Consider the following 17,823-nt stretch of genomic DNA (forward strand, 5'->3'; position numbering starts at 1 on the left):
GCACCTAAAAGTGGTAATATGTCCCTAGCTCTATCAACTCTGATTTATGAATGGCGACGGTATCTGGCGGCCGTGATCGCCCTGGCCGTTGCCGGGCTGCTCGTGCTGGCCATGACCGGTATGTTCATGGGCATGGCCCTGTCTTTCACCGCTACGGTGGACAAGTCGCCCGCCCAGATACTGATCCTGCCGCCGCAGGCGGAAGGATTGTTTGGCGATTCCGGCCAGCCGCGCCGCATGATTCCGATGGTATATCAGCATCCGGGTGTGGCCGAGGTCCAGCCTATGATCATGAACTGGGCCATGTGGTCGAACTTCCCCAAGGATGGCCAGCCGGCCAAGGGGGACGGTGTGCGCGTCGTCGTCGTCGATCCGGTCAAGGGCGCGGTGACCCTGCCTAACGATTTTTCCGATGCAACCATTGAAGCCCTGAAAGAACCGTTCGCCGTCATTCTCGATCGCACCAGCCTTGGCAAGCTGGGCGTACAGGTGGGTGACAAGGCCAAGATGAACGGCCGCACCGTTACCGTGGCCGGCGTGGTCGATGGTTATCCCAACATGTTCAATACGCAGGTCTTCACCTCTTATCAGACGGCGAAGCTGATCTATGTCGCCGATGATGGTCCGCGCGTCGGGCCGCTGTTGGTCAAGCTGAAAGACCCGACACGGGCCAAACAGGTGGCGGCCGAACTGAATGTCATGGCGGCCGGCCAGTTCAAGGCCTGGACACGCGAGGAGCTATCCAAAAGTTCGCAAATGGGGATGATGAAGGAAGGCGGCATCGCCATCATGGTCGGATTCATGGCGCTGGTCGGGGTATTTATCGGCATCGTCATCACCTGGCAGACCCTCCAGGGCGCCATCCTGGCCAATATCAAGGAGTTCGCAAGCCTGCGCGCCCTGGGCGTATCGATGGGGGAACTGCGGCTTATCATTATTGAACTGAGCTTCTGGGTTGGCGTGGCGGGACTTATCCTGACGGTGGTGCTCATCAGCGGCGTTGCCATGCTGGCCAAGGTGGGCGGCGTGCCGATGGATTTCCCGCTCTTCCTCGATATCCCGGTCGCCATCATGCTGATGATCATTGCCATCCTGTCGGGCCTGTTCTCGCTCGGCATCCTGAAAAAGAGCCAACCCGCGGACCTGCTAAGATGACCGGTAAACTCGCACTGAACGCCATCGGCCTGTCCAAGGGCTACAAGATCGGCAAGCTGAAACAACAGGTTCTCAAGGGTGTCGATTTCACTGCCTATCACGGCCAGGTCACCATGGTGATGGGGCCTTCGGGCTCCGGCAAATCAACGCTGATTGCTGCGCTATCCGGTCTGATGAAGCCCGACGAGGGCGAGGTCATCGCGCTGGGCGAAAACCTGTGGAAGAAGAAGCGCGGCAAGATCGACAGGTTCCGCCTCGATCATTGTGGGTTCATCTTCCAGGGCTTCAACCTGTTCCCGTCACTGAACGCCACCCAGCAGGTCGAGCAGGTGCTGAAGTACCAGAAGGTGAAAAAGCCCGAAGCGCATCGCCGTGCTGTCGAGGTGCTGGGTTCGGTCGGACTGGATCACCGCCTGAAGCAGAAGCCGTCCGAGATGTCGGGCGGGGAAAAGCAGCGGGTCGCCATCGCGCGTGCATTGTCCAAGATGCCGCAATTGATCTTCGCGGATGAACCGACATCGGCACTCGACTCGGTCAGCGGCCAGGTGGTTATCAAACTGCTGCATCAGGCGGCCAAGGAGCGGGGCGCGGCCGTGGTCGTCGTGACCCATGATCCGCGTCTTGAAGCCTATGCTGACCGCGTCATTCACATGGAAGACGGCAAGATTCTGAGCGACACCATGATCTCCGAACCGCCCGTCATCGCTTAAATTTTTGAAACAGAGAAATACAATGTCTCGTAAATTCACTGCCTCAACGGCAATTGCTTTTGGTCTTCTGACCCTGACGGGTTTTTCGCTTACCGCCTGCCAGAAGCCGGGCGCACCCGGCGGCAGCCAGGCGGCTGCGGTCAAGGCGCCGCCGTCGCCCTACGCGGCCATCGCGGCTGGCAAGGTTGATGTCGACGGCGGCGTAGTCGAAGTCGCTGCCCGCCGCGCCGGCATCGTCGAGCAGGTCTATGTCCAGGAGGGTGATATGGTCACCAAGGGACAGATTCTCGCCCGCCAGGAAGACGAAGATACGCTGTTGGCGGTAAATAATGCCCGCGCTTCGGTCAATCAGGCCCAGTCGGCCCTCGCCCTGACACAGGTCCAGATCCGCACGGCCCAGCGCGAATATGACCGCCTGGAAAAGCTGGCGCCGACCAATTTCGTTGCCCAGCAGAAGCTGGATCAGGCGCGTGATGCCATCGACAGCGCCCGCGCCACACTGGAGGCCCAGCAGGCCGCCGTGGCAGTGGCGCGTTCTCAACTGGCCCAGGCGGAATACCAGCAGGATCTGACCATTATCCGCGCCCCCATGGATGGCAAGATCATCCGCCGCTATGCCAATCCTGGCGCCGGCGCCTCGACCCTGAACGTTTCGACCATGTTCGACCTTGAGCCGGCCATTCCGCACATCATCCGCTCGGAAATCGTCGAAAGTTCGATCCCCGATGTCAAGGTGGGGCAGGAAGCTGAAATCATTCCGGAAGCCGATCCGTCGAAAATCTATACCGGCAAGGTCATGCGTATCGCCGCCACTTTTGGCGCCCGCAAACTGAAGTCCGACGGTGGCAATGAGGCCAGCGATGAGCGCGTGGTTGAGGTCGTGGTCTCGGCCGATAATACGCCCTTCCTGATCGGCCAGCGCGTTCTGGTCAAGTTCATGAAGCCGGGCGAAAAGGCCGGTATCAAGCGCGAAGCGCCGAAGCCCGCCACGCCGGCGAAAACCTAAATTTTAACGGTTAGGTGGTAAAGAGAAGGTGTGAAACCCTTCTCTTTTGCCATGCCGCGCAGCCATCATGCGCCCGATGTCCAGCCCAGGGCCGGCGGCGCCAGCCTGGATGTGCTGCGTTTTCTGGCGGCCAGTTTTATTCTGCTGTTCCACTACGGCAGCACGGCGCCGGTTGATCTCGCCAGCCTGTTTCCGATCTTCAAACAGGGGTGGCTGGCGACGGATTTCTTCCTGTTCCTCTCAGGCTATATCCTGTCACGCGCCTATGGCCAGCGGCTGGTGACCTCGCACATGCGCCGCACGCACTTCTTCCTGCGCCGGTTTGCCCGCCTGTGGCCGTCGCATATTCTGGTACTGCTGGCGTTCGGTGCCTTTGTTATCGCTTCCTCGGCGGCTGGTTTCGCGCCTAACCATGCTGAAAAGTATGGCGCCGCGGATTTCTTTGCCCAGGCCTTCCTGGTGCACGGCTGGGGCGTGATGCACGCGGAATCGTGGAACACCCCGACCTGGACACTGTCGGTCCTGCTGGTGTGCTATGCCTTGTTCAGCCTCTATATTCCCTATGTCTACAAACGCGGCCTGGCGGTAATGATCGGCCTGTCGGTCGTTGTTCTCCTGGCCGCGCATGGGCTGGCGCTTGGTCTGGCCCGCCACGCCTTTGTCGATTTACCCTTTAACTGGGCGCTTCTGCGTGCCATTCCGCTGTTCCTGCTGGGCAATCTGATCGAGCGTATGACGGCGGGCTTCAGGGTATCGAAAACGGTATTCTGGATCAGTCTTTTCGGTGCATTCGTGGCAATCAGCGGCCTGTGCTTCCTGCCGCGCAATTCCGCGATCGACAGTCTTATTCTTGTCCTGTTAGGGAGTGTGCTGGCGGTTTCGGGCGGCGTCACCTTCCACGAAAATATCGTTACCCACCGGATGGGCCGTGCCTCTTTCGCCCTTTTCCTCACCCATTCCCTAGTCGGGGCCGTGTGGTTCGGCATCAGTCCGAAACTGATCGCGCATTTCGCGCTGAACGCGCCAATGCAATGGGGACTGTGGGGCGCGGGCGTTTTGGCGGCCGTTACCGTGGCCTTCCTTTTCGATGCCCTGGTCGACAAGCCACTCAGCCAGTGGGTATCAAGGCTTTCCTTCGTCAAGGGCGGTATCTAAACGTAGAAAATATCGCTAAACTCATGTCGGTCGGAGGTAAGCCGCTCGGAGGGGGCATGAAGAAACTGGCGCGGATTATCGCAGGCGGGGGACTGCTGATTGGCCTGATCGGGCTGATAATGCAATTCGCCTTGACCATCCCGGCCTCGATGGCGGCGGGACGCAATTTCGGATTGTCAGTCCTGTTCTATTTTTCGTTTTTTACGATCCTGTCCAATATCGCCGCTGTGGTCAGTCACGCGGCGCAGTTGCTGCCGGCAACCATGATGGCCTATTTTCACCGGCGCAGCACGAGCGGCGCGATCACCACGCTTATGCTGGTGGTGGGTATCGTCTATCATTTCATCCTGGCGCCGCTGTGGTCGCCGCAGGGGCTGTTTCTGGCCTGTGACGTAATCCTGCATTACGTCACATCTGCTCTGATGGCGGCCTGGTGGCTGTTCAGCAGCAATGGCAAGGCGCGCTTCAAGACCCTGCTGTGGTGGCTGGTGCCGCCGGCGGTCTATCTGGTCTTTGTTTATGTTCGCTGGGTCTTCGTACACGAAGTGCCGTATCCCTTCCTAGATCCAGCCCTGACGCGGCAGGAACTCATCAGCGGCATTACCGGCATTGTCGTGCTGTTTCTTGTTACCGGACCGGTCGTGGTATTTACCGACAAGATCGCAGGCTGGCTGAAGCGTCGGTATCAGTAGTGATAGCGGCACTGGGCGATAAGGAGGGCATCGTCTGAGATTTCGTAGACCAGCCTGTGTTCTTGATCGATGCGCCGAGACCAGTAGCCTGACCAGTCGTGTTTCAAGGGTTCCGGTTGGCCTATACCATCGAAAGGATGACGCATGATATCCTTGATCAGGGCATTGATACGTTTCAGCGTCGCTTTATCATGACCTTGCCAGTATAAATATTCATCCCATGCCTGGCTGGAAAAGGTAATCTTCATTTCTCGATAAGGTCGCGGTTAAGGCCGCGTCCAGCGCGTAGTTCAGCTATGGACTGATTGAGCCGTTCGGCATTCTTCGGACTGGCGCGCAGATACAAGGTTTCCTGCCATGAAGAAAAGTCTTCCAGTGATATGACCACGGCCGGCGCACCGTTTTGACGGGTGACCAGCAAAGGGGCATGATCATCATTGACCTGATCGAGCAGGCTGGCCAGGTTTTGCCGGAAAGCAGAATAGGTAACGTGTTTCATGACGAGTCTCACTTGTACGTATTTTTGTACAACAGTGGCGCCGGATTGTCAAACCGCATCCAAGCCGATATCGAAATTTGGCACAGAATGGGTGAGGGCGCCGACCGAAATGACGTCCACGCCGGTCTCGGCGATCTGGCGAACCGTTTCCATATTGACGCCGCCGGAGGCTTCCAGAATGGCTTTCCCTTTCGCCAGCTTCACCGCCTCGGCATACATGTCGAGCGAGAAGTTATCCAGCAACAGCACGTCCGGGCCATAGGGCAGGGCCTGCTTGAGCTGGGCAATGCTGTCGACCTCGATCTCGATCTTCATGGTGTGGCCGACGGCAGACTTGGCGCGCTCCATGGCTGGGCCGACCCCGCCGCAGATGGCGATGTGGTTGTCCTTGATCAGGATCGCGTCATCGAGACCGTAACGATGGCTGTAGCCGCCACCGCACTTGACCGCGTGCTTTTGCAGGGCGCGCAGGCCAGGCGTAGTCTTGCGGGTGCAGACGATACGGCTGTTCAGGCCATCTATGGCGGCGACGTATTTCGCCGTCAGCGAGGCGACACCGGAGAGGTGGCACAGAAGATTGAGCGCCACGCGCTCGCCAGCCAGAATGGCGCGGGCATTGCCTTCGATGCGGGCAATGACGTCGCCTTTTTTTACCGCACTTCCATCGGGGAGCTGGGTCTCGAAGCGGATTTGCGGGTCCATCAGGCTCATGGCCAGGCGGGCGCAATCGATGCCGGCGGAAATGCCGGCGCCGCGCGCGCGGAATTCGGCCTTGAAACGCGCCTTGGGGGGGATGACCGCAGAGGCCGTGACATCGCCCGCCAAGCCTAAGTCTTCCTTCAAGGCGTCGCGGATGATCGGTTCGATCAGGAGGTCAGGCAATCCGGTAAGGTACATGTACTCAGCTCCCCATATATTTTGTTCTGGCCTGCATTTTGGATTTCTGGCCAGTTTGTGAAGGTCCGTGCGCCGACTGCTTCGGTTTGCGGATAGTCGCTACGGTAATGTGAACCGCGACTCTCGCGCCGATGCAAGGCGCAAGTTGCGATCAGACGAGCACTGACCAAAGCCAGGGCGCCGGGATAGCGAGCATCCAGGCGCGTGATCAGATCGAGCAGCCGCGTCAGGCCGGTCTCATTACGCACCACGCCGGCATCGCGGGCCATACCGTCACGCAGGGCTTTCAGATCGGCCTCACTCAGGCTGGGGGGTAGGGTGGGGCGAATTGCGCTGAGGGTATCGGGCGTAAAGCCGAGGGGCAGGTTTTCGGTGGCCGCCTTGCCAACGCGCTCGCCAAAGGCGGCGGCTTCCAGCAGACTGTTGGAGGCCAGGCGATTGGCGCCATGCACGCCGGTGCAGGCGCATTCACCAACGGCATAAAGGCCGGGAAGCGTGGTTTGGCCGAAAATATCGGTTTTGACACCGCCCATATGATAGTGCGCGGCGGGGGCCACCGGCATGGGTTGCGTGCGCGGATCGACGCCCTGGCTCATGCACGAGGCAAAGACGGTCGGGAATTCGGCCGGGAAGTGTTCGCCGATCGCTGTGCGGGCATCGAGGAAGGCGCCGCCATTCTGGTCGGCCTTGTGGACGGCGCGGGCGACGATATCGCGCGGCGCCAGTTCGCCATCCGGATGGTCATCGAAAACGAAGCGATGGCCGTTCTTGTCGATCAGGGTGGCGCCTTCACCACGCAGGGCTTCTGTGGCCAGGGGGCGGGATCGAGGCCGAACTTCAGGGCGGTCGGGTGGAACTGGACGAACTCCGGATCGGCGATTTCGGCGCCGGCCAGTGCCGCCATGGCCATGCCTTCGCCGCGCAGATTGGCCGGATTGGTGGTGACGGCGAATAGGCCGCCGGAACCCCCGCTGGCCAGGATCACGACCGGAGCGAAAATCTCAACCAGCTTGTCGGCGTGTTGCACCAGGGCGCCGATCACCGTGCCATCGGCCGACTTGATCAGACCCAGCGCATGGGCGCGTTCCCAGATGTCGATATGCGGGGCATTGAGCGCCTGATGGACGACGGCTTCGAGTATGGCCTTGCCCGCGAGATCGCCGCCGACCCCGGCCACGCGGGCCGTGCCGTGGGCGGCTTCACGGTTGAGTACGAAGGAACCGTCCGGCTTATGATCGAAGGGAGCGCCCATCGCTTTCAGGCGTTGCACGGTTTGCGGCCCGGTCTCGGTCAGGGTTTTGGCGGCCAGTTCATCGACGATGCCGGCGCCGGCATTGATGGTGTCGGTCGCGTGGGCCTTAGGGGAGTCTTCGGGGGAAAGCGCGGCGGCGATACCGCCCTGCGCCCAGGCCGAGGAACAGGCCACACCCAAGGCGACAGGGGCGAGCACCAGGGGTCTTATGAGGGGCGGTATTGAGCGCGACGCTCAGGCCCGCTAAACCGGCACCGATCACCAAAGGACCGCTATGGATATAGACTTCGGCCAAAGCGGCCTCCTTCCTAACCCCCTCTCCCCACATGTGGGGAGAGGGTTGGGGTGAGGGGCGAGCGTGTAGAATGGATTAGCCGGAAATTGCCCCTCATCCGGCCTTCGGCCACCTTCTCCCCGTAAACGGGGAGAAGGGACTAGCTGATCATCTCGACATCGACATGATGCTTTGCCTTGACCATGTCATAGCGGGCGGGTGTTTTCAGCGGCGGCATGTCAATCATGCGCTGCACGGCCAGTGCGGCGCGCGGGATCAGTTCCGGATCGACCGTCACCTCATATTGATGGAAGCGCAGGCTGTCATATATGCCCTGCAGTGTGATGCGCTTCATGTGCGGGCACAGGTTGCAGGGGCGCAGGAACTCGACACCCGGCGCTTCGGACGTGACATTGTCGGCCATGGAGCACTCGGTGATCAGCACTACCTGCTTCGGCCTGTTGTGCGTGACATAATCGGCCATGGCGGTGGTCGAGCCGGTGAAATCGGAGGCAGCGATGACCTCAGGCGGGCATTCCGGGTGCGCCAGAACGACGGCGCCGGGGTGGGCGGCGCGGACATCGGCGATATCCTGCGCATCGAAGCGCTCATGAACCTCGCAGGCGCCGGCCCAGGCGATGATCCTGATGTTTGTCTGGCACGCCACGTTCTTCGCCAGGAACTGGTCCGGCAGCATGATAACTGTATCAACGCCCCATTCGGCGGCGATATGCTCGACCACCTGAACGGCATTGGCCGAGGTGCAGCAGATGTCGGTCTCGGCCTTCACATCGGCCGTGGTATTGACGTAGGTGACGACCGGCAGACCGGGATAGCGCTGCTTGATCAGACGCACCTGCTCGCCGGTGATCGACGAGGCCAGCGAACAGCCGGCGCGCAGATCAGGGATCAGTACCGTCTTTTGTGGCGCCAGAATCTTGGAGGTCTCGGCCATGAAATGCACGCCACCCTGGACGATGATATCAGCCGAGGATTTCGCGGCTTCACGGGCGAGGCCCAGGCTGTCGCCCACATAGTCGCCGACACCATGGAAAATATCTGGTGTCATGTAGTTGTGCGCCAGGATGACGGCGTTCATGTCTTTCTTGAGCGCATTGATCGCGTGGATCAACGGGGCCTGCAACTGCCACTCCAGCGGCGACACCTTACCCTTCAGGCGGGCATAGATATCCGTGGTCTCGGCTTCGATGGCCGGTGTGAATTCGAGCGGGGCAGCCGTATCGGCCATTGTTTCTCTCCAGAATACTTATGCTCATTTTCAGCATAAGGTATGTATAAAATAATCCGATGACCGCGCATTGCAACTGGATTTGCTGTAACGCACTATCACGTTTTATGACAGGTTGACATTCACCGCGTCCATCGATAACAATTCGTCATTAAGCTAAATGACGTTTTTGGGTGAGGGGGTAACATGGCCGAACGTAGTCAGGATGAACTCGGGCCGCCGGAGCGACCGATTGGGGACCACATACTTAAAGGCATTTTGTGGGGAACCTTAAGTGGCTGGCTGATTGTTTTTGTACCGTATCTGATCGTTCTGATCTTGAAATCGCGCGGCTTGTCTCATCTGTGGGCAGGGCTGCCGACTGAAGGTTCAAGTTTGATTTATGTCTATAATGTCAGCCTGCTACTCGTCATGCCACTTATTCAGGGCCTTTTCGGTGGGGTGGTGCGCGGACGTGAAAAACAAGCCGTCGGTTCCGGTATTGTCGTCATAGCGGCAATAACCGCTGTCGATATATTTGTGGCATTTGTTTTCCTCAGAGAGGGCGGTATCTGCATACTGATGGCGTCGCCTTTGCTGGCAGCCATTTTGGCCATTGGCTATGTCATTGGCCGGAGGTTGGCGCGCGTTCGACGCAGCCGGAAGGTATCGATGAGTCTGATACCGTTGGTCGTTGTTGCCGTCATTGGTGAAACCACTGGACCGGCGCCCAACTATCCGGCGGTCGTCACCGATGAGGTCACGGTTAATGCGCCACCCGAATATGTCTGGCGTTATATTGTCGACTATCCTGACAACCCCAATCCTCCGAAATACTGGCTGTGGCAAATGGGCTTGCCGGCACCGACCCATTCGGTGGCGCATGTACAGGAGGTGGACGCCCGGCGTGATTGCAAGTTCAGCGGCAGTCAGGTTTTCGAGGAAAGGATCGCTGTGCTGGAGCCCAATAAAAAGCTGGTTTTCGATATCACCAAACAACCGGATCATCCGGAAATCATCGGTCATATCTCGGTTGATCGCGGCGAAATGGTTCTGCGCGAAAACGCCGATCATTCCACGACAATTGTCGCCACCAGTTATTACAGGCTGCACGTCCGTCCTGCGCCCTATTTTGCCTGGTGGGCAGAGGATGTTACGCGCCATATCCATTTCCGCGTGATGGGCTACATGAAAACGCTCGCGGAACGGGATTATCAGGCCGATAAGGGAAAATAGGGGAAATATTCGACTATACCCCTTTCCCTCATTGTATCTTTATGGCGGTATTCTCATATGTGTCCCATCACATCAAAGCCTTATCTGAGGAGATAAAATCATGAGCGAAGCCGGCGTCGACAACAGCAAAAAAGTGGGTCTGGAACTGTCCAAGGTTCTGGCCGATACCTTCACCATCTACCAGAAGACGCACGGCTATCACTGGAATGTAGTCGGCCCGAATTTCCGCGGCCTGCACCTGCTGCTGGAAGAACAGTACAACGAAATCTGGACGTCGATCGACGAGATCGCCGAGCGTATCCGCGCGCTTGGTCAGACTGCGCCGATGGGTTCCGATGCCTTCGGCAACCTGACCTCGATCAAGGACGGCGACCCGACCGCTTCGGCCCAGGACATGCTGAAAGACCTCGCCAAGGACCACGCCACCGTTGTCGCCACGCTGAAAGCGGCGGTGAAGGCTTCCGAAGAGGCCGGTGATGTTTCGACCGCCGATCTCTGCACCACGCGCCTGACCGCCCACGAAAAGCACCTGTGGATGATCAAGGCGTCGCTTCAGGGCTAAGGTCTTCAAAGAATTAAAAGCCGCCCGGCTGTATCCAGCCGGGCGGCTTTTTGCTATCTGCGCTCATGGTTTTTATCACGCCCCGTATATCCGTGCCTGATGAGGAACTGCACGAGAGCTTCGTGCGGTCATCGGGCGCTGGCGGGCAGAATGTCAACAAGGTGGCCACGGCCGTCGAACTGCGCTTCTCGATCACCAATAACTGGACCTTGCCCTATGACGTCAAGCAGAGGCTGATCAGGCTCGGCGGCCGGCGGGTAACGCAGGAGGGGGAACTGGTGCTGTTTGTCCAGACGCACCGTACCCAGGAGATGAATCGCAAGGCTGCCCTGGCGCGTTTTGTCGAATTGGTGCAGAAAGCCGCCGTGCCGCCGCCGCCGCCGCGTATCGCCACCAAACCGACCAAGGGAGCGGTGCGGCGACGTCTGGAAGGCAAGGCCATTCGCTCCACCGTCAAGTCCAATCGCAAACGGCCGGAAGATACCGATGAGTTATAGGATTCGCTCCTCAACCCTGGCCGATGAAGCGGGTATTCATCAGGTCTATCGCGCGGCCGCCCGGCAAGGTGGCGGACTTCTGCGCCGCGAGGACGAGATTACTGACGCCTATATCCGGCATAATCTCGAAAACAGCCTGCGCAGCGGCATTTCGCTGGTAGCGGAGGCGGATGATGGCCTCATATTGGCTGAAATCCATGCCTGGCCATCGGAAACGCGGCAACTGGGGCATTGCCTGACCAACCTGACCGTGGCCGTCGATCCGACCGCCCAGGGCCGTGGCATCGGGCGGGCTCTGTTCGAGCACCTGATAGAGACGGCGAAGGCCAACCCCAAATTCCGCATCATCGAGCTGTATTGCCGCGAGGATAACCGGCGCGCGATCGATCTTTACCAGTCGCTGGGCTTTGTCTTCGAGGGGCGGCTGAAAGGCCGGGTCTGGCAGGACGACGGCAAGCCCTATCTCGATGACTTGCTTATGGCGCTCTATTTAACAATGGACGCATAAGTAACTGTTTGCGCAGGACCAGCCAGCCGACGGTATAGGCGGTGATCAGTGCCACCAGCGCGAAAAAGCGGATATCGGTGTGATAGATGCGATCCACCAGGCGCGCGCCGACGCCGACCAGGCTTGAAAACAGGCATAGCGCCCAGACACGCAGGGCCAGCCGCCAGTGGGAGCCATCGCGGCGCTGAAGCCAGATTTGGTACAGGTGCTCCTTATGTGGCTTGAGGACATTTTGCCCCTTGCGCGCCCGCACGATCAGGGTCAGGACGACATCGACCAGCAATGGCGCCAGCAGGAAGCCGCCAAACCACACCGAGCCCACGCCGTAAGCCTTGACCACCAGGGTGGCGCCACCGATCAGGGCACCGGCAAACATCGAACCGGCGTCGCCCTGAAAGGCTTTGGCCTTTTGCGGCTTACCCGGTGGCAGGTTGAAAGGGGCGAAACCGAGATGTGCGCCGGCCACGCAGACGCATATCAGCAGCACCACGCCGAGGTAGGCGCCGAAGAGGCTCAAGGGCGCCATCAGCAGGATCAGGCCGGCAAAGACCAGCATGGCGATGGTCTGGGCGCCGATGGCCAGGCCATTGGAACCGTCCATGAAATTGATTGTGTTGAGCGTCAGGATCAGCCATGCGGCGCTGCCCAAAAGCCCAACAAAGGGGGGGACCTGCACGATCACGCCGGGGCCGAAATCAAGCGCTGTCACGCGATAGAAGTACGCGAAGATCAGGCTGAGGCCGATCTGGAAGGCCAGGCGCCAGCTTGCCGGCAGGTCGGCCACGTCGTCAACCGCGCCACAAATGCCCATAAGACTGGCGAAGCCGAACAGGATCAGGCCATCGCGCCAGCTTCCCGGAATAGCATGGCCGTAAAAACTGATGACAAGGCTGATGACCAGGGCCGAGGCGGCCATGATGGCGAGGCCGCCGCTGGTGGGGGTGGGATCGGAATGGGCGCCGCGTTCGCGTGGAATATCGACCGGACCGCCTTTCACCACCAGGATGCTTAGCAGGGCGCTGACAAACGCCGAAGCAGCCAGGGCGCCCAGCAGCAAACCCGGCGGAATCAGCCATGTTATCTGCCAGAAACCCGTCATTTGCGCCTTGCTTGCCTTGTTTTTCAGGGCAGGGCAAGCGCAAGTTTATTCTGCCCCGGCTTGCACACATCTTATACGGTATAAACGGAAAAGGCGCGGCCGGATATCCGGCCGCGCCTTTGGGTTTTCAGTTTCGGTAAAGCCTATTTCAGGCTGGCGCAGAAACGCTGAATCCGCGAGCAGGCTTCGGTCAGCACCGCTTCCGACGTGGCGTAGGATATGCGGAAGAAGGGCGACAGGCCGAAAGCGGCGCCATGAACCACGGCGACTTCCTCGGTTTGCAGCAGTTCACCGGCGAAATCCTCGTCGCTGGTGATGACCTTGCCCGAAGGCGCGGTCTTGCCGATGCAGCCGGCGATCGACGGATAGACGTAGAAGGCGCCTTCCGGGTTCGGGCAGGTGATGCCCTTGGCATTATTCAGCATGGCGACGACCAGGTCGCGGCGCTTCTGGAAGGCGGCCGCACGCGGGGCGATAAAGTCCTGCGTCCCGTTCAGCGCCTCGACAGCCGCCCACTGGGCGATCGAACAGGCATTGGAGGTCGATTGCGAAATGATCTTGGACATCGCCTTGATCAGCGGCTCAGGCCCGGCGCAGTAGCCGATGCGCCAGCCTGTCATAGAATAGGCTTTCGACACGCCGTTCATGGTCAGGGTGCGGTCATAAAGCTCCGGCACGACCTGGGCGATGGTGGCGTATTCCATGCCATCGAACAACAGATGCTCGTACATGTCGTCGGTCAGGATCCACACCTGTGGGTGGCGCTTCAGCACTTCACCGAGGGACTTGAGATCGTCGGCGGTATAGACGGCACCGGTCGGATTGGATGGCGAGTTGAGGATCAGCCACTTGGTTTTCGGGGTGATGGCGGCTTCCAGGGTCTCCGGTGTCAGCTTGAAGCCGGTTTCCATGCCCGCCACGGCAAACACAGGCGTGCCGCCGGCCAGCAGGACCATGTCCGGATAGGACACCCAGTAGGGCGCGGGCACGATGACTTCGTCGCCCACGTTCAGCGAAGCCATGAAGGCGTTATAAATGACCGGCTTGCCGCCGGGCGACACGGAAACCTGCGTAGTCTTGTAGTCCAGGCCGTTCTCGCGCTTGAACTTGGCGACGATGGCCGCCTTCAGTTCGGGAATGCCGTCAACGTCGGTATAGCGGGTTTCACCGCGCTTGATTGCCTTGATGGCGGCGTCGCAGATATTTTCCGGGGTGTCGAAATCAGGTTCGCCGGCGCCCAGCGAAATCACCTTCTTGCCCTGGCGGGCCAGTTCACGCGCCTTGGCGGTGACGGCGAGGGTCGGGGAGGGTTTCACGCGCTTCAGCGTATCGGATTCGGAGAAATCGGCCATGGGGGTGCTCACAGGTGGAATGCGGTTCCCGGAAGCGGAACCGAGGGAAAAATGCAGGCCCCTCTTTACTCGCACGCGTTCATTTGTCCAACTGTCATCATCCATCATTAGTGAATTTCTTTCCGGCTATTGTCTGAATTTGGGAAACTGTGAGGCTTTGGCCGCTGAACCGGTTTCAACTGTTTCTAAAAACGCGGTTTTGCAGCTTATTTACTTGCCCGGAGCATAGCTTTGCAGACATACAGCGTGCAATGCACACTCGACTACAACATTTATGGCGACGCGTTACAGGTCTGTTCCTGCATATGGACGCCAAGGCCGTGCGCGCCCTGTGGGGCAGCCTGGTCCTTTTGGCCCTGGTCGTGGCGGTTTTCCTGATCGGCAAATCGGCCTGGGGCCAGGAAATTCTCAAGAGCCTTGAAGTGTGGATGGAGCAGTACCGCAATTCACCGATGGCCGTGGTCATTGTTATTGTTGTGTTCTGTGTCTCTGCCCTGTTTGGTGCGCCGCAGTTCGTGCTGATCGCCGCCTGCGTGGTGGCCTTCGGGCCATGGTGGGGCGGATTTTATAGCTGGATCGCCACGGTGCTCTCGGCGATCATGACCTTCTATATGGGCCGGTTTGCCGGCGCGGGCGTCATGAAGCGGTTAGGCGGCAACCATGTGGGCCGCTTGTCGGAATATATCGGCCGAAATGCGTTTTCGGCCTCCTTCATCGTCCGCAATATCCCGTCGGCGCCATTTATTGTGGTCAATATGGCCTTCGGCACCTCGCGGGCGCCATTCCTGCCCTTTATTGCCGGGTGCGCGCTGGGCATCATTCCGAAGACGGCCCTGGTGGCCATGTTCGGATCGTCTTTCGCATCGGTGAAGGGCGGCAACTGGAAGATGGCGGTTCTGATGGCCGTTATTGCAATCGCCTGGCTCGGCCTGATGCTGGTGGCGCGCAAGGTGTATGAGGCGGCCAAGAACCGCCAGCAGGCCACGGACTGAATGGCGAGAAAGAGTCGTTTTTATATACGTATGCGCCGGAATATGGCGCAGGCCGGCAGGGCGCAAATTCTCGAAGCGAAGCAGATGACATTTTATGTGATCGCGCGGCTGTTTCCGTACAGGTTTTCCATTGAAAACAGATAGTTAACTATTTCGCTTGTAGGGTGAAACTATCTTTTTTTTCAACCCCCTTGAAATATGATTCCAATAAGGGCAAGTGAGAATTTTCCGGGAGTGAAAACCTGATGATTCAAGGCGATCTGGCCTTGTTCCACAGCCGCTGCCCGGATTGCCCCCAAAATGCCTTCCTTACACCTTACGGGGTTCGCCCCACTGTAAAAAACCGGCCTCGCCAAGAGCCACCTCAAGAACCAAGGTAGTTTATCTCAATGCTCAAGTCCTTCTTCGGCGGATTTTCCAACGACATCGCCATCGACCTTGGCACGGCCAATACGCTGATTTACATGAAGGGGCGCGGCATTGTGCTGAACGAGCCGTCGGTTGTGGCGCTGCGTAATGTCGGTGGCCGCAAACTGGTTCACGCCGTGGGCATTGAGGCCAAGCAGATGCTCGGCCGGACGCCGGGGCACATGGAAGCCATCCGCCCTATGCGCGATGGCGTGATCGCCGATTTTGAAGTCGCCGAGGAAATGATCAAGTATTTCATCCGCAAGGTGCATAACCGCAAGGGATTCGTGAACCCCAAGGTTATCGTCTGCGTGCCTTCGGGTGCCACCGCCGTCGAGCGCCGCGCGATTAACGACTCCTGCCTCAATGCCTCGGCCCGCCGCGTCGGCCTGCTTGACGAGCCCATGGCGGCCGCCATCGGCGCCGGCCTGCCGATCCACGAACCGACCGGCTCGATGGTCGTTGATATCGGCGGCGGCACCACGGAAGTGGCCGTGCTTTCCTTGTCGGGTATCGTCTATTCCAAGTCGGTCCGCGTCGGCGGCGACAAGATGGATGAGGCGATCACCAACTTCATGCGTCGTAATCACAACCTGCTGATCGGCGAAACCACCGCCGAGCGCATCAAGAAGGACATCGGCACCGCCCGCGTGCCGCATGACGGTGAGGGGCTGGCGATCGACGTCAAGGGCCGCGACCTCATGCAGGGCGTGCCGCGCGAGGTGCGCATCTCCGAGCGCCAGGCGGCGGAAGCCCTGGCCGAGCCGGTGGCGCAGATCATCGACGCCGTGAAGGTGGCCCTGGAAGCCACCCCGCCGGAACTGGCCGCCGATATCGCCGACAAGGGCATCATGCTGACCGGCGGTGGCGCCCTGCTGCGCGGCCTCGACATCGAAATCCGCGACCAGACCGGCCTGCCGGTGTCCGTTGCTGAAGATCCGCTGTCCTGCGTCGCCATCGGCTGCGGCCGCGTGCTTGAGCATCCGCGCTGGATGAAGGGCATTCTTGACGCCACCATGTCATAATTAGGCGATTATCATTCGATAAACAGATTGGCTCTCGGGCTTTAAGGAAAATTTGTAGCGTGGCCTACGGGGACAAGACGGGACACTTCGAACACCTGAAACTGCCGATGACCTGGGCGGTGATGGGCGTGGTTGCGCTGGTCTGTGTCGTGGCGGCTCTGCTGTTCCTGGGGGACCGCCGCGAAGAGGTCGATTCCTCCGGTTACGCCAACCGCGCCGGTTTCGATACCGTGGCCGGCTTCCCCGACAAGGTCCTGGCCTATCCGGTTCACAAGATCGGCGACGGCACCAACTGGTTCGACGATTATTTCTTCGCCATCCGCGAAAACCGCAAGCTCAAGATGAAGGTCGCCGAACTGACGCAGTACCGCGACCTGTATATCGAAGAAAAAGACATCAATACGCGTTATGAACGCCTGCTCAACCTGCGCACCGAGCCGCCGGTTGAGACAGTGACGGCGCGGTCGGTCGCCGTGTCACGGGGGCCTTTCGCCAACAACCGCCTGATCGATGCCGGCTCGAACAAGAAAATTGCCTTCGGCAACCCGGTCATAACCGATCAGGGGCTGGTGGGCCGCGTGGTCGGCGTGTCGCCCGATGTCAGCCGCGTGCTGATGGTGACCGACGTGACGAGCCACGTCCCGGTCGTGATCCTGCGGTCCGACGCCCGCGCCATGATGAGTGGCGACGGCGGCGGCTATCCCAAGCTCGATTTTGTTCGCGGCAAGGACAGCGTCAAGGTCGGTGATCAGATCTTGTCGTCAGGCGATGGCGGGATCTTCCCGCGCGGCCTGCCGGTTGGCGAGGCGGTCAAGGGAGTCGATAATGTCTGGCGGGTCCGGCTCTATTCCAACCGTTCGGCGATCGATTTCGTGAAGGTTCTGCTGTTCAAGGACTTCTCGCAACTGCCCAATGCCGACACCCTATTGCGCGCACCGCCGGTCAGTGATGTGCTGCCGCCGCCGGCCTTGCCAGCGGTTCAGCCGGCATCATCCACGGCAGCCCCGTCGTCCTCGGCCGCGGCGAGCAGCCCCGCGACTGTAAAACCGGCCACCGGGGCCGCTACCAGCGCTGCCGCGACACCGGTCGTCGTGAAACCGAAGCCGAAACCGGTCGCGCCGAAGCCGTTAACAGCAGCCTCGTCTTCCGCTGCTGTCTCCTCCAGACCGACCGCTTCCTCTGCCGCCGCACCGGTACAGCCCGAATTGAAACCCTATGTGCCGCCCTCGACGCCGGCGGCCGATCCTTCAGGACAGAACTGATGAAGATGCCGGGC

At 59.7% G+C, this 17,823-nt stretch carries 18 protein-coding genes and 1 pseudogene; 12 read left to right on the forward strand and 7 right to left on the reverse strand.

The features are described 5' to 3' along the window. Positions 1-18 precede the first annotated feature (18 nt). The 5 genes from NVV72_13640 to NVV72_13660 are packed head-to-tail and all read left to right on the forward strand — an operon-like array spanning position 19 to position 4,718. The gene (locus tag NVV72_13640; protein ID MCR6660319.1) at positions 19-1,155 is read left to right on the forward strand and encodes an ABC transporter permease; all 1,137 of its coding nucleotides are present in this window, start codon (positions 19-21) and stop codon (positions 1,153-1,155) included. Then, positions 1,152-1,865: an ABC transporter ATP-binding protein gene (locus NVV72_13645; protein MCR6660320.1), complete on the forward strand. Its 714-nt coding sequence runs from the start codon at positions 1,152-1,154 to the stop codon at positions 1,863-1,865. The genes NVV72_13640 and NVV72_13645 overlap by 4 nt, the downstream gene beginning before the upstream one ends. Before the next feature lie 22 nt (positions 1,866-1,887). Next, positions 1,888-2,871 carry an efflux RND transporter periplasmic adaptor subunit gene (locus NVV72_13650; GenBank protein ID MCR6660321.1) on the forward strand — a complete coding sequence of 328 codons (984 nt, stop codon included), beginning with the start codon at positions 1,888-1,890 and terminating at the stop codon, positions 2,869-2,871. A gap of 30 nt (positions 2,872-2,901) precedes the next feature. Then, positions 2,902-4,026 carry an acyltransferase gene (locus tag NVV72_13655; protein ID MCR6660322.1) on the forward strand — a complete coding sequence of 375 codons (1,125 nt, stop codon included), beginning with the start codon at positions 2,902-2,904 and terminating at the stop codon, positions 4,024-4,026. Between the two features lie 56 nt (positions 4,027-4,082). Beyond that, complete coding sequence (locus NVV72_13660) at positions 4,083-4,718, forward strand: Pr6Pr family membrane protein (protein ID MCR6660323.1); 636 nt, start codon at positions 4,083-4,085, stop codon at positions 4,716-4,718. Here NVV72_13660 and NVV72_13665 read toward each other — a convergent pair. The 5 genes and pseudogenes from NVV72_13665 to nadA all read right to left on the reverse strand — a co-directional run bounded on the left by NVV72_13665 (position 4,712) and on the right by nadA (position 8,889). After that, complete coding sequence (locus tag NVV72_13665; GenBank protein MCR6660324.1) at positions 4,712-4,966, reverse strand: Txe/YoeB family addiction module toxin; 255 nt, start codon at positions 4,964-4,966, stop codon at positions 4,712-4,714. The genes NVV72_13660 and NVV72_13665 overlap by 7 nt on opposite strands. Next, positions 4,963-5,217 (reverse strand): type II toxin-antitoxin system prevent-host-death family antitoxin, encoded by a 255-nt coding sequence (locus NVV72_13670; protein ID MCR6660325.1) that lies wholly within the window; start codon positions 5,215-5,217, stop codon positions 4,963-4,965. Before NVV72_13670 ends, NVV72_13665 begins: the two co-directional genes overlap by 4 nt. A 48-nt stretch (positions 5,218-5,265) precedes the next feature. Beyond that, positions 5,266-6,114 (reverse strand): carboxylating nicotinate-nucleotide diphosphorylase, encoded by an 849-nt coding sequence (gene nadC / locus NVV72_13675; protein MCR6660326.1) that lies wholly within the window; start codon positions 6,112-6,114, stop codon positions 5,266-5,268. After that, positions 6,084-7,694 (reverse strand): annotated as a pseudogene (locus NVV72_13680) (L-aspartate oxidase). The gene nadC and the pseudogene NVV72_13680 overlap by 31 nt, the downstream one beginning before the upstream one ends. A 106-nt stretch (positions 7,695-7,800) precedes the next feature. Then, positions 7,801-8,889: a quinolinate synthase NadA gene (gene nadA / locus NVV72_13685; protein ID MCR6660327.1), complete on the reverse strand. Its 1,089-nt coding sequence runs from the start codon at positions 8,887-8,889 to the stop codon at positions 7,801-7,803. A 186-nt stretch (positions 8,890-9,075) separates the two neighbouring features. Between nadA and NVV72_13690 the strand changes: the two genes are divergently transcribed. The 4 genes from NVV72_13690 to NVV72_13705 all read left to right on the forward strand — a co-directional run bounded on the left by NVV72_13690 (position 9,076) and on the right by NVV72_13705 (position 11,671). Beyond that, on the forward strand, positions 9,076-10,104 hold the full coding sequence (locus tag NVV72_13690) for an SRPBCC family protein (protein MCR6660328.1): 1,029 nt from the start codon (positions 9,076-9,078) through the stop codon (positions 10,102-10,104). Positions 10,105-10,204: 100 nt separating this feature from the next. Then, positions 10,205-10,666 carry a DNA starvation/stationary phase protection protein gene (locus tag NVV72_13695; protein ID MCR6660329.1) on the forward strand — a complete coding sequence of 154 codons (462 nt, stop codon included), beginning with the start codon at positions 10,205-10,207 and terminating at the stop codon, positions 10,664-10,666. A gap of 65 nt (positions 10,667-10,731) precedes the next feature. Then, on the forward strand, positions 10,732-11,163 hold the full coding sequence (arfB, locus tag NVV72_13700) for an aminoacyl-tRNA hydrolase (protein ID MCR6660330.1): 432 nt from the start codon (positions 10,732-10,734) through the stop codon (positions 11,161-11,163). Then, on the forward strand, positions 11,153-11,671 hold the full coding sequence (locus NVV72_13705; GenBank protein MCR6660331.1) for a GNAT family N-acetyltransferase: 519 nt from the start codon (positions 11,153-11,155) through the stop codon (positions 11,669-11,671). The genes arfB and NVV72_13705 overlap by 11 nt, the downstream gene beginning before the upstream one ends. Here NVV72_13705 and NVV72_13710 read toward each other — a convergent pair. After that, a complete protein-coding gene (locus NVV72_13710) occupies positions 11,640-12,770 on the reverse strand; it encodes a glycosyl transferase family 4 family protein (protein MCR6660332.1) in 1,131 nt (376 codons plus the stop codon). The two genes, NVV72_13705 and NVV72_13710, sit on opposite strands and share 32 nt — an antisense overlap. Positions 12,771-12,913: 143 nt before the next feature. After that, positions 12,914-14,122: a pyridoxal phosphate-dependent aminotransferase gene (locus tag NVV72_13715; GenBank protein MCR6660333.1), complete on the reverse strand. Its 1,209-nt coding sequence runs from the start codon at positions 14,120-14,122 to the stop codon at positions 12,914-12,916. Positions 14,123-14,427: 305 nt separating this feature from the next. Here NVV72_13715 and NVV72_13720 point away from each other — a divergent pair, with 305 nt between their 5' ends. The 3 genes from NVV72_13720 (at position 14,428) to NVV72_13730 (ending at position 17,809) form a co-directional block, all read left to right on the forward strand. Further along, positions 14,428-15,114: a VTT domain-containing protein gene (locus NVV72_13720; GenBank protein MCR6660334.1), complete on the forward strand. Its 687-nt coding sequence runs from the start codon at positions 14,428-14,430 to the stop codon at positions 15,112-15,114. Between the two features lie 389 nt (positions 15,115-15,503). Next, complete coding sequence (locus NVV72_13725; GenBank protein ID MCR6660335.1) at positions 15,504-16,547, forward strand: rod shape-determining protein; 1,044 nt, start codon at positions 15,504-15,506, stop codon at positions 16,545-16,547. 59 nt (positions 16,548-16,606) lie between these two features. Next, the gene (locus NVV72_13730) at positions 16,607-17,809 is read left to right on the forward strand and encodes a rod shape-determining protein MreC (protein ID MCR6660336.1); all 1,203 of its coding nucleotides are present in this window, start codon (positions 16,607-16,609) and stop codon (positions 17,807-17,809) included. Positions 17,810-17,823: the final 14 nt, after the last annotated feature.

It is taken from the genome of Asticcacaulis sp., assembly GCA_024707255.1.
In the GTDB taxonomy this organism is placed as follows: domain Bacteria; phylum Pseudomonadota; class Alphaproteobacteria; order Caulobacterales; family Caulobacteraceae; genus Asticcacaulis.

Excerpts from the sequence above, each read along its gene's own strand:
- NVV72_13715 (MCR6660333.1), bottom strand. The coding sequence starts at position 14,122 with ATGGCCGATTTCTCCGAATCCGATACGCTGAAGCGCGTGAAACCCTCC.
- nadC (MCR6660326.1), bottom strand. The coding sequence starts at position 6,114 with ATGTACCTTACCGGATTGCCTGACCTCCTGATCGAACCGATCATCCGC.
- NVV72_13640 (MCR6660319.1), top strand. The coding sequence starts at position 19 with ATGTCCCTAGCTCTATCAACTCTGATTTATGAATGGCGACGGTATCTG.
- NVV72_13720 (MCR6660334.1), top strand. The coding sequence starts at position 14,428 with ATGGACGCCAAGGCCGTGCGCGCCCTGTGGGGCAGCCTGGTCCTTTTG.
- NVV72_13705 (MCR6660331.1), top strand. The coding sequence starts at position 11,153 with ATGAGTTATAGGATTCGCTCCTCAACCCTGGCCGATGAAGCGGGTATT.
- NVV72_13695 (MCR6660329.1), top strand. The coding sequence starts at position 10,205 with ATGAGCGAAGCCGGCGTCGACAACAGCAAAAAAGTGGGTCTGGAACTG.
- arfB (MCR6660330.1), top strand. The coding sequence starts at position 10,732 with ATGGTTTTTATCACGCCCCGTATATCCGTGCCTGATGAGGAACTGCAC.
- NVV72_13725 (MCR6660335.1), top strand. The coding sequence starts at position 15,504 with ATGCTCAAGTCCTTCTTCGGCGGATTTTCCAACGACATCGCCATCGAC.
- NVV72_13670 (MCR6660325.1), bottom strand. The coding sequence starts at position 5,217 with ATGAAACACGTTACCTATTCTGCTTTCCGGCAAAACCTGGCCAGCCTG.
- NVV72_13690 (MCR6660328.1), top strand. The coding sequence starts at position 9,076 with ATGGCCGAACGTAGTCAGGATGAACTCGGGCCGCCGGAGCGACCGATT.
- NVV72_13660 (MCR6660323.1), top strand. The coding sequence starts at position 4,083 with ATGAAGAAACTGGCGCGGATTATCGCAGGCGGGGGACTGCTGATTGGC.
- nadA (MCR6660327.1), bottom strand. The coding sequence starts at position 8,889 with ATGGCCGATACGGCTGCCCCGCTCGAATTCACACCGGCCATCGAAGCC.
- NVV72_13710 (MCR6660332.1), bottom strand. The coding sequence starts at position 12,770 with ATGACGGGTTTCTGGCAGATAACATGGCTGATTCCGCCGGGTTTGCTG.
- NVV72_13650 (MCR6660321.1), top strand. The coding sequence starts at position 1,888 with ATGTCTCGTAAATTCACTGCCTCAACGGCAATTGCTTTTGGTCTTCTG.
- NVV72_13645 (MCR6660320.1), top strand. The coding sequence starts at position 1,152 with ATGACCGGTAAACTCGCACTGAACGCCATCGGCCTGTCCAAGGGCTAC.
- NVV72_13665 (MCR6660324.1), bottom strand. The coding sequence starts at position 4,966 with ATGAAGATTACCTTTTCCAGCCAGGCATGGGATGAATATTTATACTGG.